We start from the raw sequence: 14,884 nt of genomic DNA, 5'->3' as shown, positions 1-14,884 counted from the left end.
ACTGCCCGCCCCGTGCCGGGCAGTCCTGTTCACCGGGGTACGCCGGACACCGGCGACATATCGTCATGATGACAACGTAACCCCATGCTCAAGGACGAACGGCGGACCCATCCACCCGCAGAATATTTCGATGAACTTTTTCTGTAAGAGACAGCGACACGGTAGCCACGTCGCTGCGAAGACGTCAGGAAAGTACGACCAATCCACCCGGCAATGCGCGGGCATTCAGGCCGAAAGTGCGCTCCAGTTGCGCCACGGCCATATCCAGCAACGTAATGTCGAAGCTCCCGCTCACGGGCTGGCTACGCAGCGATGCGTTCATCAGCACCACCCTGCCGCGCCGGTAACGGTTGATCTCGTCGAGTACCTGACTGAGCGGCGTCTCGCGGAACACCAGCATACCGTTGCGCCATGCGGAGACATCGGCCACCGCAACACGTCTGACGCGACCGACCGTCGCGTCGTCGTAGACGGTCTGATCGCCGGCCCTCAAGACATGGCGGCCGGCGGGGTGATCGACGCTCACGGTCCCGTCGATACACGTCACGCAAACACCGCTCGTCTGGCGGCGTACTTCGAAACGTCCCGCATTGGCTTCGCTGCGCCCCGCACCGGCGACGACGGCAAAGGCGGCACCGCCCGCCGCCACGTCGACCGCAGCCTCACCTGTCAGCAGCCGGATACCGACCGTTTGCGCACCAGCGGTTTCCCGGCGAATGCTGGTCTCGGTATTGAGCATGACATTCACCCTCGACGCCACCGGGATCGTGCGCTGCTCGCCGGTCGCCGTGCGGAAATCAGCCCCCCACTCAGCCGGGGCGGGCCAAAGGCCTGCCGGGGGATGCAGCACGGCAACGCCAGCGACCACGGCAGCGCTCGCGGCCGCACCGAGAAACGCGCGGCGACCGAGATTCGGTCCATTCAGCGCGCGCACATGCTGCCGGGCGGCTTCGGGATTGCTCTCCAGCACCTCGCGAGCGGCAGGCTTGAGCAACGCCCACGCCTGTCTGGCCTCGCTGAAGGCGGCGTGATGCGCCGGACTGGTGTGCAGCCAGCGCTTGAACGCGTCGGCATCCCACGACGTGACGTCACCCGAGCTTAGACGACGCAGCCATGCCCATGCCTGACGCTCGAGGTCGCCCGGCGACGGGACGCGGTTGTCGTCAGCGGAACTCATGCGTTTGCCCCATAGCCTGCGCCATCCGGGAAGGACTGGGCATGCACGGATGGCAGGCGGGCTGCCTGAAATTTGGCCTCATATGCAAGGACGAACGAGCGCCCTGGGGAACCGCAGACTATTTTCATCATCGGTCTTTCCGGGCGATCAGGTAGTCGTGCGCCCGCTTCAGATCAGACTCGACCGTACGCAGCGAAACGCCGAGCCGCCGGGCCACTTCCTTTTGTTCCAGTCCGTCCCAATGGACCATCAGCACAATCTGGCGACGCCGTTTGGGCATGCCGTCGATGAACTGACGCAGCGCCTCCACGCGGGAACGCGCCTCCGCGATCTGCTCCGGTCCGGGTGAGGGATCGGCCATGTCCATGAGTTCGGCGATTTCGTCGAGCGGCAGGGCTCGCCCCTGACGGCGCTGTATGTCGACGGCGATATTGACGGCCATGCGCAACAGGTAGCCTGCCGGACTATGGATCGGTTCGTCTTCCTCGCGACTGTGCACGCGCAGCCAGGTGTCTTGAAGCGCATCGCCGGCGAGATCGCCGTTGCCCAGCAGGCGTGTCATGCGCGACTTGAGCGTGGTGTAGTGCTTGGTGAGATAGTCCACCAGCACCATCGGCGGCGTGTCGTCGCTCATGAACCCGCCCTGGCAGCCGGGTCGGCGTCGCACGACATGCCGAATTCGGCATCGCGCGGCAGCAACAGCATCGTGACGGGTTGCGCGATGTCCTTGGGCGGTACGGCGTCCATTCGGAGGTCACGTAGCGTTTCGAGCACTGCAATGTCCCGGCGACGGTCGCCCGTCGAGCCGATCAGGCGGGGATGCTGGATATGGCCGGAGGCGTCGAGCTCGAAGCGCAGCACGGCACGATAGCGGCCGGGCACGGTCAGCGGATTACCACACAACGCCTGCCAGACGCGTGCCTGCACAAATCCGGGATAGCCGGTCAGATTGCCCAGCCCATTGGGCGACGGCACGGCGGCACTATCACTCGCTGACTTCAGGATGAACGCGCTGCTTTGCCCCATATTGAATTTCTCGGCCGTCAGGCCCGTGCCTTCGAGCAATTTATGCAGGGCGGCCTCGGGCGAATATCTGCCCTGAACGGCCGTTGAGATTTGTCCCGCGAGGATTTCACTGCGATAGAGCGCCGGTTGACGCGCGGTGGCGCCGTAGCGCTGGAGCGCCTCGGTCAGCGCTAACGCCGGAATATCGAAGTCGATGCGTGATTCGGTCTCCTGCACCGGCGCGACCTGCCCTATTGCGGGGTTCGCACGCACCGGCGAAAGCGCCGAAGTCAGCGCCAGGAAAATCGAACATCCCGCCAGCGCCAGCCAACTTGTCGATGCCCGATCGGCTGTCATCTTCTGTCGCGCGCCCGTCCAAACACCAAGGGCCGCGTGAACCAAACCTTTGGCAAATGCGAGTCAGGTTACCTGTCCGACATGAACTTTCGGTGACAAACGGCATTGGGCGCCGTGTTTTAAGGTCTGCGAAAAGTTCGGGTGTCGAATGGAATCTCGATAGCTACGGGTAGCGGGTAGCGGGTGAAGCGAACTATTCCTGCCGCCGCGACGATTCTGTCGGCGGGTGCTTCGATGACGATTTCTCGTCGTAACGCTGCCGGGCATCGCGAAAACCGGCCGCATTGTCGATAACCCATCGCCAGAGCGGGAGCATGCCCGCCAGCAGTCCTCGTCCTGACTCGCTCAGACGATAATCGACGCGCGGCGGCACTTCGCCATGGTCGTGCCTGACGATCAAACCGTCGCGCTCCAACTGACGCAGGGTCCTCGTCAACATGCGCTGCGTCACCCCATCGAGCCTGCGTGCAAGCGCCGCGTGGCGCAACGTGCCCGCCACCCCCAAGGCATGCACCACGCCCAGCGACCAGCGATTCCCCGCATGCGTCAGTATCTCGCGCTTGAGGCCGTCGTCGTCTGTGCTCAATGCGTCGCAAGCCTCTTGCGATTGTCGAAGGAGTTCATCAAATGAGGGAATCTGCGGCGGTATCACGGGTGTGCCTTCTTCTCGCGGGTCCATAACGCTCCTATTATTCGCAACTCAACAGGAGTTGCAAATGCCCATTCAAATCTCGCTGAAAGGCCCCACCCTGGTGCTCGGCGCAGGGGAACTCGGTGCGAGCGTGTTACGCGAACTCGCCAGACTTCGCGACGCAGGCCAGGCGGCCTCCGTCAGCGTTCTGCTGCGCCCGGGTGCCAACGCCGCCTCCGTCGCCATGATGCGCCAGCTTCGAATCGACGTTGTCGAGGTGGACCTCGCCGTCGCCAGCGAGGAAGCGCTGGCCACCGTTTTCTCCGCATTCGGCCAGATCATCTGCTGCACCGGCTTCGTCGGTGGCCTCGGCACTCAACGCAAGATAACCGCTGCCGTGTTGGCCGCAGGGGTTGCGCATTACATCCCCTGGCAATTCGGCGTGGATTACGACGTCGTCGGCCGGGGCAGCGGCCAGGATGTCTGGGATGAGCAATTGGACGTGCGCGAGATGTTGCGCAATCAGGACAAAGTACGCTGGACGATTGTGTCGACCGGGATGTTCACCAGTTTCGTCGTTTTGCCGGCATTTGGTCTGGTGGACCTCGAACAGGACACCGTGCACGCACTGGGTGACTGGGACTACAGGCTGACCGTCACAACACCGCACGACGTTGGCCGGTTGACCGCCCTGATCGCGTCGTCCCGGCCAGCCTTCGATGACAAGGTCGTGCATCTGGCGGGCGACACGTTCACCTATCGCGAACTCGCCGACACGTTGGAGACTGTGCTTGGCCGTCCCTTCAAACGGGAACTCTGGCGCGTGCCGCAACTGAAAGCCGATGCGGCGGCACATCCCGACGACGGGATGCGCAAGTACCGGGTCGCCTTCGCGCGGAACGATGGCGTTGCCTGGCCGAAAGACCAGACACTCAACGACAAACTGGGCATGCCAGTCACGGATCTCGCGACATGGTTGCGCGATTGGCGAGACCGCGGCAACGACCGGATGTCGTGATCGCAGGTGCCGATGGAGGTCCACACCGCCGATGGACACGGAAACGATCGGCGCCGCCGTGCTTCCCCGGCGGCACAGACCAGGCAAGTACAGACGCAAGATGCATGCTCCCGGCTTCCGAAAAGGCAGCGCGTCAGGCAAAGCGCCGGACGGCACGCGTCAGTCGCCCATGCAGCATGCAACGCTGGAAAATACGGATGATGACATCGGAGTGCGACAATTCCGTTCCCCCCTCCGACTGACATTCAATGGCGGCGGGAACAAGTCGCTGGCGGGCAGTCGGCCCGCATCGGGCTCGTCAAGGAAGGCCTTGCCCTTCGAGGTGACATTGCCGAGGTCGATGAACCCGCCGGCGCAAAGCGTAAGCGGCCACGATGGCCGCGCCAAGACCCGATGCCGCGCCGACGCACAGCGACCAACGCGGGCCGGCATGGTCGGCGACCCAACCCACGATCGGAGCCCCGATCGGGGTGCCCCCAAGTGCGATACCCAAACGGAGCGCCATCACCCGCCCTCTCATGGCGGGCTCGGTCGAGAGCTGCATCAGGCTGTTGGTCGTGTTGGTGAAGGTCAAGGCGGCCACCCCGATGACGACCAGCGCGCCGGCGAACAGCCAATAGTTCGGGGCAATGGCGGCCAACGTGCAGCCCAACCCGAAAGACAGGGTACTGATCAATAACGACACGAACTGCGGGCTGCTACGACCAGCGGCAAGCAGAGCGCCCGAGATCGTGCCAATGGCCATGATCGACGACAAGAGACCGTAGCCGCGTGCATCGGTGTGGAAGACCCCCACGGCCATGGTCGAGATGAAGATCGGAAAGTTCAGGCCGAACGTGCCGATCAGGAACAGCATGACCAGGATTGCCTTGAGGTCCGGTCGGGACCAGACATAGCGAAATCCCTCGGTGAAGCCGCCCTTGCTGCGGCGAGCCCTCGCGCTGAGACGCAGTTCGGAGACGCGCAACAACGACAAGGAGGCGAGAACCGCCACAAAACTGGCACCGTTGATCAGGAAAGCCCAACCGGTGCCGACCGAAGCGATGACCACGCCGGCCGCCGCGGGGCCGATCATCCGCGCGGCGTTGAACGAGGTCGAATTGAGCGCAACGGCGTTCGACAGATCCGCATCGCCGACCAGTTCTGCCACGAAAGTCTGGCGCACGGGCGCATCGAAGGCCGCCGCGCAACCGGACAGAAAAGCCAAGACATAGACGTGCCAGAGCTGGACGACGCTCGTGACGGTGAGCACTCCCAATGCCAAGGCAAGCGCTCCCATCGTTGCCTGAGTCGCCATGAGGAGCTTGCGCTGGCTGAAGCGATCTGCCGCGAAGCCCGTCCAGGGCAGGAGCAGAAGCTGTGGCCCGAACTGGAGCGCCATCACCGTACCCACGGCCGAGGCGCTGTGGTGCGTGAGTTGAGTCAGCACCAGCCAGTCCTGAGCCGCACGCTGCATCCAGGTGCCTACGTTGGAAACCAACGCGCCGGCCGCCCAGACCCGATAGTTGTAGCCCCTTAGCGAACGAAAGACACCGGTGGCCATTGCGCTCAGGAACGCCCAAGCCTATGGCCACCGTGTGGGCGGCCAAATAGCCGCGCGCTAAGCAGCCCAATGACCAGAATGCCGAGCGCGAACGCAATGGCATCGCCCGTGATCTTCAATTCGAAATCACCAACGCGGCAGACGAGCACGTAGCCGACGATGATATTGAAAAAGCCCCAGAGCACGTTCACGGTCGGGGAGGAAAGCCCCTGCCCCAGCGGCTTGGCGAACGGACTCTGGAAGCGCTTTCCCATCACACCGCTGACGAAATGCGGCACCGCGTTCGTGAGAAAGGCACCGCCGAAGAAATAGGACACCAGATGCAGCCATTCCATTTTCAGACGCTCCTCGTTCCGAGCAAATCGACGATTTCCTGGGCGGTACCCGTCTCTCCCAGCCTCGGGAAGACGTTCTTGATGCTGTAGTCGTGCGTCTCAAGGCTCGCGTCAGTCATGGCGTCGATGGCCAGGGTGACATTGAATCCCTGCTCATATGCCTGGCGAGCGGTCGCCTCGACACCGGTTCCGGTGGCGACACCCGTGACGACCACCTGGGTGACGCCCGCCGCCTTCAACCGGTTTTCGAGGTCGGTGCTGGCGAACGCGCCCCAGGTCCGCTTCGTCACGACAATGTCGCCAGACTGCTGGTCGAGTTCGGGGATGAGATCAGTCCATCCGGCCGGGAACGGTTCGCTGCGGCGAGGCTGCTCAGTGCGGCCCGGTGCGCCGCCGGCGACATTGACGAGTACGACAGGCAAGCCGCGCCCACGAAACGCGCCGAGCAATGCTCGCGAGCGCTCCACGACCTTGTCTATGGGGTGAACGAAGGGGAAGCCGACGATCCCCTTTTGCAGGTCGACGATGATAAGGGCAGTGTTTGGATCAAGCGTGGTGATGGCCATATCTATCCTGAAAGGGTGCTGGAATCACTCAGAAGTCGGCGAGCCGCTGCAGCAATTTCACCGCGTCTGCGAGTGCGTCCTGTTCTTGGGGAGACAACTGCGTTTGCAGCGCGCGAAACAGCCAGTCCTCTTTGGCGGCCCGACTGGCGTTGAGGGTTTTGCGGAAATCTGGCGTCAGGGAGATCAGGGTTTGCCTGCCATCGGTCGGGTCGGGTTCGCCGCTCACGGCCCCCGTCGCCTCCAGACCGGCCACCGTGATACGCATGGACTGAGGACGCACACTCTCCGCCCGCGCGAGGGCTGAGACGGTTGCAGGGCCGTCACGATCCAGACGGAGAAGCACCGACTTCTGAGCGGAGGTGAAGTCGCCCGGATGCGCTTGCTCCCGCACCCGTCGAACCAGTTTGCCCAGAGAAATGCGCAGCTCACCCGCCAAGGCGGCCAACCTGAGAGTCTCGGACGTGTGTGATTGTTTGACCATGCGCCGATAATAACATACAGATAACCTGTACAGATAATATGTACAGATTATCTTTATATGTGTGTGACCGAAACGTTCATGTAACACCACGTTGGTTCGACGTCTCAGTCATCCACGACGAAACGCACCCGCCAATAACATGCACTTGCGTCATTGAATACCGGCATCGAAACTGCCGTCGTACGAGATTTCGTCGCACCACCCGCCTACCCAAAATGAGGGATCGCGGCAGCGACGACTGCGTGCTAACGTTGCCCCGGCCTCGCCGCACCGGCAAACAACACGCGACACACCGCACGCGGCACGCTGAACATCGTTCCCTGTCAAGGAGACCCTCGCGATGACCGAATTTCGTCCAACCCGCCGACAGGCGCTGAAGCTCACGGCGGCGTCGCTCGCGGCACCGGCATTGCTGTCACCGGCAACAAGCGCCGTCGCCGCCGGACGCGCAGATCTCGACGCCGCCATCAATCGCTTTGCCACCCTCGCGCCGAAAACGACAAGTTGTCTCGTGGTGGCAACCCCGCCCGGAAGACTGGGCTGGCGTGCCGGCTACGCGCCCGAGCAACTCCTGTTCGTTGGCAGTGCTGTCAAAACTTACATCCTCGGCCAGTTCCTGCTCGATGTGGAGTCCGGCCGCAATCAACTCTCCGGCACACAACTGTGCACCGTCAATGACGCCGTGCGTACGCCGGGCAGTCCGGTGCTCATCGGTCTGAGCGGACAGACCCAATACCGCACCGCTCTCGAATCGATGATCTCGCACAGCGACAATATCGGCACCGACATCTCGCTGGCCGCCGTGGGACCGGCGCGCGTGCGTGAACTTGTCAGACGAATGGGACTGAACACGGTGCGCATCCCCGATTCCACCCGCATCCTCTTTTCCTATCTGGCAGGCGCGCCATCGGGCGTCGATCTCGGCTGGGAAGGCATGCAGAAACTGGAGCACAACGAGGAGGTTTATTACGACAATCGTCCTCTCGTTTCTCGCACCGACGTCATCAACGATAAGCAATCGATGACCAGTTCGGCAAACGATCTCGTGAATTGGTACGAACAAACCCTCGCAGGAAAAGTCTTCGCGAAGCCGACGTCGCTCGTCGAGTTCAAGCGAATCTCGGCGATGGCCGACGCGGTGTGGATGACCGTGCCCCAAGGGCTGCTCGCCTACGGCAAGGGCGGCAGTCTTGACTGGGAGAAATTCCACGCTCTGTGCTTCGCCGGACAGATGTTCGTGGGCAAAACGCCCGTGACGTTCAGCTTCACGTCGAACTGGCAAGGCGACAAGACAAGCGTCGAGCGCACCGACGAGTTCATCTCGGCGGTCAGCGACGTACTCAAGGCAGCCACCAATTCCGTTTGATCACCCGCCAGATCGGCCCGGACAGTCGTCCGGGACCGTGAAGCACCTGCCATCCGCATTCAGAAGTGCTTCGCGAGCCGCAACGCGGCGCTTTGTACCGTTTGCGACGCCGCCGTGCGAAGGTTGTACTCCGCACGTACCTCAAGCCCTTTCGACGACAGCAACTCGACCCCGAGCGCAAAGTTGCCATAGACACGCGGTTGTGAAGACGTAATGCGAAACGCCGCACCCGGGAACTGCACGAGCGATGCCTCGACGCTCACATCCCCTTTCGACGCAAAACTCATCCCCGCAGACAGATAGGGACGCACCGTCACGCCGCGATAGTCGAGACGTGCGCCCACCTCGATGGCAGGACTCAGCACTGCCGTTGTGCGCCCTTCGCTTTGCATCGCAAGATTGAACACGCCGGCGCCGCTTTCGAGGTAAGCCGAATTCCTGTCGTACACGACGTCCAGATCGGCATAAGGCTTCACGTACCAGGCGGCATAGTTCAACTGATAGGACAACCGGGATCGCGCGCCGACGAAAAAGGCGTCTGGCCGGCTCGTCGCTCGCGCGGACGCGCCCGGATAATCGATCGTTCGATTCTGCGTGCCACTCTCGTAACCGCCCAGCACGGCGAGCGCGATTTGCCACGGCCCCATCTGCCGCTTCAACGTCAGCCCGCCCCGGAAGCCATCGCTCGATATGTCCAGCGAGCGATCCGACGAGCGGGCATGCGTCACGACGTAACTCGCAGATCCGCCGAAAAACCAGTCATGCGCAATTTCCTTCTGTGCCCCGAATTGATACGTCACCTGCTGACTGCGAAAACCCACGTCGTCCGCCGTATCGAATCGATCGGCACGGGTGCCGATCACGCGAGCCCAGACGCAACTCCCTTCGCCCATACGCGTGCCATTGGTGACGAACTGCGGGCAGCTCATCAATCGATTCAGGAAGTCATAGTTCTCATGCCCTCGCGAACCCGCGCGCATGAGCGTCGCCGCCCCGGAGAGTACGTCCAGCGTCTTGCGGTAGGACGCTGCATCGCCCGCGCTCACGAACGGCTGGAACAATGGTCCGGCCTCGACCATGCCCGCATCCCAATGAGTCTGTAGAAAGTCGGCGAACGACGCCTGATTAGCATTCAGCGACACGCCCGGCGGCCGGAAGTTGGCGTCCACCGATATCAGCGGATCCTGCGAGCCGCCATAGTGATCCTTCATCCGATAGTCGAAGACTAGCGCCGTACTCTTTGCAACGGCCGTCTCACCCGTTGGCGCCTTGTCGAAGTGCCCGATGCCAAGCCAGATGTTCTTGACCGGATTGCGAAGGATCGGCACGACGCTGCCTCCGAACGTCAGTGCGCCCGTCACCGCCAGGAAGTCGCTGTTGTGGTTGGTGAAATCGAGGTCGGGAGCGTAGACGCCGGTGCCCGTCTGCCTGAAGTCGCCATACACTTGCGACGCCTGGAACACGCCCGGACCACCGGGGCTGACCGTGCCGTAGTTTTGCGTCAGCCCGGCCGAGAGCAACCGTGCCGTGCGTAGCTCACCGCCCACGCGATTCAGAAACGTGCTGTCGGTGGTCAGTTGCACATTGCCCTGCATCACGCCACTATTGGCGACACTCGCCTTGCTCATCGACACGATGGCCGTTGCGGCTGACACCGTGCCGGCGTTCTCGACATTCACACCATCGGTATTGATGGCCAGGATGCCGATGCCCGAGGTCGCATTGGCCATCACGCTCGCGCCTTTGCCGATCGTCACGCCGATCGGCTTGCCTTGCATCGAGCCAGCTCCCGCGTTGCCCATGCTGATCGCCGCAATCGCGGGAGAGCCAGCGCCCATGGCGCCGACCACGCTGCCCGGTTGAAGCGTCACGTCGATCGCGCCGCCCGCGTTGCCGCTCGCGCTCGCCGGCTGTTTCAGCCATACGCCGCCGTCGCTGAACACTGCCCCGCCGCCAAGACTCATCGCAAGGATGGCCGGGGCATTCGCGCCGTAGGTCACCACGCTGCCACTCGTACTCACCTGTACAGTGCCGCCCGCCCCCACCGCGCCGGAGACGTTGGCCTGTCGCACCATGTCGAGACCGTAAGTCACTGCGGCGGCATCGCCTGCGATACCGCCGCCGCCGCCCACGGACTGGGCCAGCACGCCTGCCGCGCCGTCACCGCGGGTTCGGATGCTGCCATCGACAGCCACTTCCACCGTGCCGCCGTCGTTTGCACCCGAGCGCGTGACGGAATTGTTGACCGACGCCAGCGTGACGCGTCCCGGCGCGGTGGTCGCCCCCGCAATGCCCCCGCCCCCGCCGACACTTTGGGCAACGATGCCATGCGCATCCTGACCGAGCGTTTGCACCGCGACGTTACGTGCGACGTTCACATTGACGTCGGCACCGCTGCCAAACGTATCGCCTTGCGCCCCCAGCGTCAGGCTCGTGACCGGTAACGCGAACGGATTGCCGCCCTGAACAAGCGCGACATACCCGCCGCCACCACCGATACTCTGCGCGAGTACGCCAAAAGATAGCGCCCCTTGCGTCGACAGTACTGCCTGCGTTACCGCAAGGTTCGTCAGATCGACACTGACGCTCCCGGCGTTGGCTTGCAGGCTGCTGCCCCCCGCTGGCGACGCACCGAGCTTGACGACCGCCCCGCCGAGCAACGAGGCGACCTGCGCGTCGACGGTCATTCCCGCAGCGCCGCCGCCGCCCGCAACGGACTGCGCGAGAATGCCATGCGAGAGCACACCGCTCGTATAGACGCTGCCTGAACTAACGACCGAAACGGGTGCACCGTTCATGCTCGACGGCGACAGCGCACCGCTCAGGGTACTGCCCAGCGTGATGACGGGGACGACGACCTGCTGGCCAGCGGCGAGGTGCGTGCTCGCGTTCCCCGTAAGGCCGACCGCTGCCGCCCCCCCGCCGCCCGTGATGCTCTGCGCGACGACGCCGCTCGAATCCACGCCCTGTGTGGCGATCACGCCGCCGCTCTTGACGTTGACATGAGCGAACTGTCCCGCGTTGCCCGCCAGATTGCCGGTGTACGCGCCTCCGAGGAAGAGCGACAGGGCCGGCGACGTCGATCCGGCAGCCGCGCCGAGGCTGCTCGCGCCGAAGGTGTAATCCGTCGCGGCCGCCTGCCCGCCCCCGCCGGAGATGCTTTGCGCGAGAATGCCCGGCGAACTGTCGCCACGGGTCTGAATGCGGCTGGCGGGATCGCTGGCGTCGACATTGACCAGCCCCCCGCTTCCCGCACCGCCACCCCGCCCACCAACGCTGACGTTGACACTGTGCTGCGCGCTGGCGAGATTCGAGCCGAGCAGGTCGATGATGCGGGTTACCTCATTGATGATCCCGGGCGCATCTTTAGGTGCCCAATTCGAGAGAAAAAGCTCAAGGTTCTGCGACGTCGCCGCGCCCGTTCCGCCACCGCCACCCACACTCTGCGCCAGGATGCCCGGCGCGCCGAACCCATTCGTGGATAACGTGCCGGTATTGAGCACGCTCACTTGCCTGCCATCACCGCCCCAGCCCCCCGATCCACCGACGGCGACATTCGTCCCGACGTTGGGCGAGACGTTGAAATAGGTGCCGACCTTGCCGGCCATCACGCCCAACAGGCTATCTAGACTCGAAAGCAGGCTCGATACGCTGGTCGATGCAGCAGTGCCACCCTGACCGCCCCCGCCGCCGATACTCTGCGCGACGATGGCCGCCGAGCCGCCGCCCGACGTCGTCACCCGACCGTAGTTATTGACGGTGGCTGCGTTACCGGCCCCGCCCTGACCGCCCGTGCCACCCACGCGAACGTCCACACCGATCGTCAGCGAACCGAACGCCACATTCATCGAATTGCCGGAACGCGTCAGCCAATTGCCCATCGTCTGTAACAGCCCCTGAGCCGATCCGGGCGCGCCGAGCGTGGCGCCGAACGACTTCGCGGTTTCCTGTTGCACCATGCCGCCCACGCCACCGCCGCCACCGATACTTTGCGCGACGATGCCCGACGAATGATCGCCGGTCGTGAGTACGCTGCCATCGATGTTATTGGTCACCAAAGCGGTGGCGCCGTCGCCCCCGCCACCGCCGGCGCCACCGATTGTCGCGCCCACGCTGATGTTGAAGCGACTGTTCGGCGCGGCAATCGATTGCGCCCGCAGCGCGGCGGCAGCACTTCCCCCAGCACCGCCGCCCCCTCCGATGCTCTGGGCCAGAATGCCGATACTCTTGTCGCCCTGCGTCCAGATGCCACCGCTGTTGTCGACCTGCGCTATTCCGCCACCGCCGCCGTCGCCGCCGCTGCCTCCGATCGAGACATGCGGGCTGAGCGTGGCAGCAGGCACCTCCGGACCGAGATCCGGCGCGATGGTGAGCGTTGCCGAACTGGCGAGTCCGCCGTAGCCCCCGCCGCCGCCGACGCTTTGCACGACGGCGCCATCGCTTGCGGCGGCCTGCGTCGTGATGCTGCTCCCGTCTTCCAGCGTGAGATGCGCCAGGCCGCCCGCTCCGCCACCACCGGCGCTGCCGCCATGACTGACAGCGACGCCAAGCCCAACACCGACTGTCATGGCGCGGGAAGACCCGCCGGCACCGCCGCCACCGCCTACGCTTTGCAGCAGAATGCCGGTCGAGCCCGCGCCGGCGGTCGAAATGGCGCCGCCCAGATCCATGACGGCGTTGCCGCCATTTCCACCGGCACCGCCATGCCCACCCGTGGCGATGCCAACGATGATGCCAGTCGTATCGGCGTCGCCGCCGTGCCCGCCACCGCCGCCAATGCTCTGCGCCTGCACGCCAGGGCTCTGATCGCCGGTCGTGAAAATCGAGCCGTTGCTGCCGACAGAAATGTTGCCGCCGAGTCCGCCATTGCCCCCCGACCCGCCGCCAATGTTCATGATCCCCTGACTCAGTTCAGCGCCACCCGCCCCGCCCCCGACCGCGTGCGCCAGGATACCGACGGCGTCATTACCCGTGGTCATGATCGTGCCGTCGTTTTTGATATCGACCGCCAGACTTCCGGTGTTACCGCCCGAGCCGCCATTGCCACCATGTCCCGACCAGGGTCCGGATTCGCCGCCGTTGCCGCCCGCGCCGCCGATCACGGCGACCCGGATACCCATCGCGCCGACACCTCGTGTCACTACGCTGCCGGTATTCGTGACCGTGACGGATCCCGGCGTTCCGCCGTCTCCACCCTGAAATCCGTTCCCGGTGACACCGCCGCCGCCATCGCCGCCGTCCCCCCCCAGGCTATAGGCGGCAATGCCCGGCGCATTGGCCCCATCGGTCGTAATCGCCGCACCATTCGTGAGCGTGACGTTGCCGGCGTTACCGCCATTGGACCCTTTGACGTCCGTGCTATCGCTCATTCGTTTCGGCCCGTTACCGCCTACGGAGCGCGCAAGCACGCCGACTTCGCCGTCGCCGTGTGCGGTCACGGTGCCGTCCGCAATGGACACGGTGACATTACCGGCGTTACCGCCCCATCCGGAGAGCACGTAGCCGCCTTCCCAGTCGTCGATCCCCAATCCACCCTGTCCGCCCAGCGACTCGGCACGAATGGCCGCACCACCGTTGCCGCCGCTTGCGCTCGCGGTGACGACGGCCCCGCCACGCACGACCACGCTGGCGTCTCCGGCATTTCCCCCGACCCCGGCATTCACGCCGGCGCCCCACGGAATCGCACTGGTCTGCCCATTGCCTCCGATCGATTGCGCCGACAGCCCGTAGCCGACAGCGCTCACCGAGCCGCCGTCGAGCGTAAGGCGTGCAAAATTTCCGTTCCCGCCATTGCCGTTGCCATGGCCGCGATTGCCCCACAGACCGCCGTCTCCCCCTTTGGACAGTACGGAGACGCCGAAACCGTTACTAACGACGGTGCTTTGCGCGAGAACGAAGTCGACGATGCGTCCGAAACCGCCGCTGCCGCCCCAGTGATCGCGGCCACTGACATCGTCGCCGTTGCCACCGTTACCGCCACTCACATCGACAGCGACGCCGGTCGCCCCGCCTGTCGAGAGAATGTTCAGGCCCGTGAGGGTGCGTTCGACGTCGATCTGACCGGGCTCGCCATCCGCGCCATTGGAGTTGTAACAGCAACCGCCCGTGGCGCCTCGATAGTCGAGGAACAACGGTCCCGACGTCTGTGCGACGGCTGGCCCTGCGAGCATGAGCCCTGCCACACTGCAGATTGCCCTGAGGCGACGCGGCGTCGCCTGTGCGGAAAACCGATCTCCCACGCTGCCCCCCGATCCGAAAGCGTTTGTCCAATGCCCGGATTTGCACCCCATGTCATGTCGATGTCGTGCGCGTATTGCCCAGCCTTGCGCAGCGCGAACCCGTTTGTGCGAAACGTAGCATTCGATGTGCTGCGTCCGGCATCCCCCGAATTGAGTAAATGCAAGC

At 64.2% G+C, this 14,884-nt stretch carries 11 protein-coding genes; 2 read left to right on the top strand and 9 right to left on the bottom strand.

Annotated features, from left to right (window positions below; all coding sequences use genetic code 11):
• Positions 1-184 precede the first annotated feature (184 nt).
• From PHO31112_RS20945 to PHO31112_RS20930, 4 genes are all read right to left on the bottom strand, one after another.
• Positions 185-1,177 (bottom strand): FecR family protein, encoded by a 993-nt coding sequence (locus tag PHO31112_RS20945; RefSeq protein ID WP_150622698.1) that lies wholly within the window; start codon positions 1,175-1,177, stop codon positions 185-187.
• A gap of 127 nt (positions 1,178-1,304) precedes the next feature.
• Positions 1,305-1,811, bottom strand: coding sequence for an RNA polymerase sigma factor (locus PHO31112_RS20940; protein WP_150622695.1), 507 nt, complete (start codon positions 1,809-1,811; stop codon positions 1,305-1,307).
• The gene (locus tag PHO31112_RS20935; RefSeq protein ID WP_150622693.1) at positions 1,808-2,539 is read right to left on the bottom strand and encodes a TonB-dependent outer membrane receptor; all 732 of its coding nucleotides are present in this window, start codon (positions 2,537-2,539) and stop codon (positions 1,808-1,810) included. The genes PHO31112_RS20940 and PHO31112_RS20935 overlap by 4 nt, the downstream gene beginning before the upstream one ends.
• Before the next feature lie 193 nt (positions 2,540-2,732).
• The gene (locus PHO31112_RS20930; RefSeq protein ID WP_246178435.1) at positions 2,733-3,125 is read right to left on the bottom strand and encodes a winged helix-turn-helix transcriptional regulator; all 393 of its coding nucleotides are present in this window, start codon (positions 3,123-3,125) and stop codon (positions 2,733-2,735) included.
• Positions 3,126-3,255: 130 nt separating this feature from the next.
• On the opposite strand from PHO31112_RS20930, the gene PHO31112_RS20925 reads away from it, so the two are divergent.
• A complete protein-coding gene (locus PHO31112_RS20925) occupies positions 3,256-4,188 on the top strand; it encodes an aromatic alcohol reductase (protein ID WP_150622689.1) in 933 nt (310 codons plus the stop codon).
• Positions 4,189-4,486: 298 nt separating this feature from the next.
• On the opposite strand, the gene PHO31112_RS20920 is transcribed toward PHO31112_RS20925, so the two are convergent.
• The 4 genes from PHO31112_RS20920 to PHO31112_RS20905 are packed head-to-tail and all read right to left on the bottom strand — an operon-like array spanning position 4,487 to position 7,113.
• Positions 4,487-5,740, bottom strand: coding sequence for an MFS transporter (locus tag PHO31112_RS20920; RefSeq protein WP_217427058.1), 1,254 nt, complete (start codon positions 5,738-5,740; stop codon positions 4,487-4,489).
• Positions 5,737-6,066: a hypothetical protein gene (locus PHO31112_RS20915; RefSeq protein ID WP_150622685.1), complete on the bottom strand. Its 330-nt coding sequence runs from the start codon at positions 6,064-6,066 to the stop codon at positions 5,737-5,739. The genes PHO31112_RS20920 and PHO31112_RS20915 overlap by 4 nt, the downstream gene beginning before the upstream one ends.
• A 2-nt stretch (positions 6,067-6,068) precedes the next feature.
• Entirely contained in the window at positions 6,069-6,632 is a 564-nt protein-coding gene (locus tag PHO31112_RS20910; protein WP_150622683.1) for an isochorismatase family protein, read from the bottom strand.
• Positions 6,633-6,660: 28 nt separating this feature from the next.
• Positions 6,661-7,113 carry a MarR family winged helix-turn-helix transcriptional regulator gene (locus PHO31112_RS20905; RefSeq protein ID WP_150622682.1) on the bottom strand — a complete coding sequence of 151 codons (453 nt, stop codon included), beginning with the start codon at positions 7,111-7,113 and terminating at the stop codon, positions 6,661-6,663.
• A 340-nt stretch (positions 7,114-7,453) separates the two neighbouring features.
• Here PHO31112_RS20905 and PHO31112_RS20900 point away from each other — a divergent pair, with 340 nt between their 5' ends.
• The gene (locus tag PHO31112_RS20900) at positions 7,454-8,479 is read left to right on the top strand and encodes a serine hydrolase (protein WP_150622680.1); all 1,026 of its coding nucleotides are present in this window, start codon (positions 7,454-7,456) and stop codon (positions 8,477-8,479) included.
• A gap of 59 nt (positions 8,480-8,538) precedes the next feature.
• Here PHO31112_RS20900 and PHO31112_RS20895 read toward each other — a convergent pair whose 3' ends face one another.
• Entirely contained in the window at positions 8,539-14,649 is a 6,111-nt protein-coding gene (locus tag PHO31112_RS20895) for an autotransporter outer membrane beta-barrel domain-containing protein (protein WP_150622678.1), read from the bottom strand.
• Positions 14,650-14,884: the final 235 nt, after the last annotated feature.

Source organism: Pandoraea horticolens (assembly GCF_902459555.1).
Lineage (GTDB): Bacteria > Pseudomonadota > Gammaproteobacteria > Burkholderiales > Burkholderiaceae > Pandoraea > Pandoraea horticolens.
Note: the sequence above shows the minus strand (reverse complement) of the source record. Positions and strands in the feature narration are given on the sequence as shown.

Bases quoted from the DNA above. Each gene is read 5' to 3' on its own strand.
- PHO31112_RS20945 (WP_150622698.1), bottom strand. From the start codon at position 1,177: ATGAGTTCCGCTGACGACAACCGCGTCCCGTCGCCGGGCGACCTCGAG.
- PHO31112_RS20940 (WP_150622695.1), bottom strand. From the start codon at position 1,811: ATGAGCGACGACACGCCGCCGATGGTGCTGGTGGACTATCTCACCAAG.
- PHO31112_RS20935 (WP_150622693.1), bottom strand. From the start codon at position 2,539: ATGACAGCCGATCGGGCATCGACAAGTTGGCTGGCGCTGGCGGGATGT.
- PHO31112_RS20925 (WP_150622689.1), top strand. From the start codon at position 3,256: ATGCCCATTCAAATCTCGCTGAAAGGCCCCACCCTGGTGCTCGGCGCA.
- PHO31112_RS20915 (WP_150622685.1), bottom strand. From the start codon at position 6,066: ATGGAATGGCTGCATCTGGTGTCCTATTTCTTCGGCGGTGCCTTTCTC.
- PHO31112_RS20910 (WP_150622683.1), bottom strand. From the start codon at position 6,632: ATGGCCATCACCACGCTTGATCCAAACACTGCCCTTATCATCGTCGAC.
- PHO31112_RS20905 (WP_150622682.1), bottom strand. From the start codon at position 7,113: ATGGTCAAACAATCACACACGTCCGAGACTCTCAGGTTGGCCGCCTTG.
- PHO31112_RS20900 (WP_150622680.1), top strand. From the start codon at position 7,454: ATGACCGAATTTCGTCCAACCCGCCGACAGGCGCTGAAGCTCACGGCG.
- PHO31112_RS20895 (WP_150622678.1), bottom strand. From the start codon at position 14,649: ATGCTCGCAGGGCCAGCCGTCGCACAGACGTCGGGACCGTTGTTCCTC.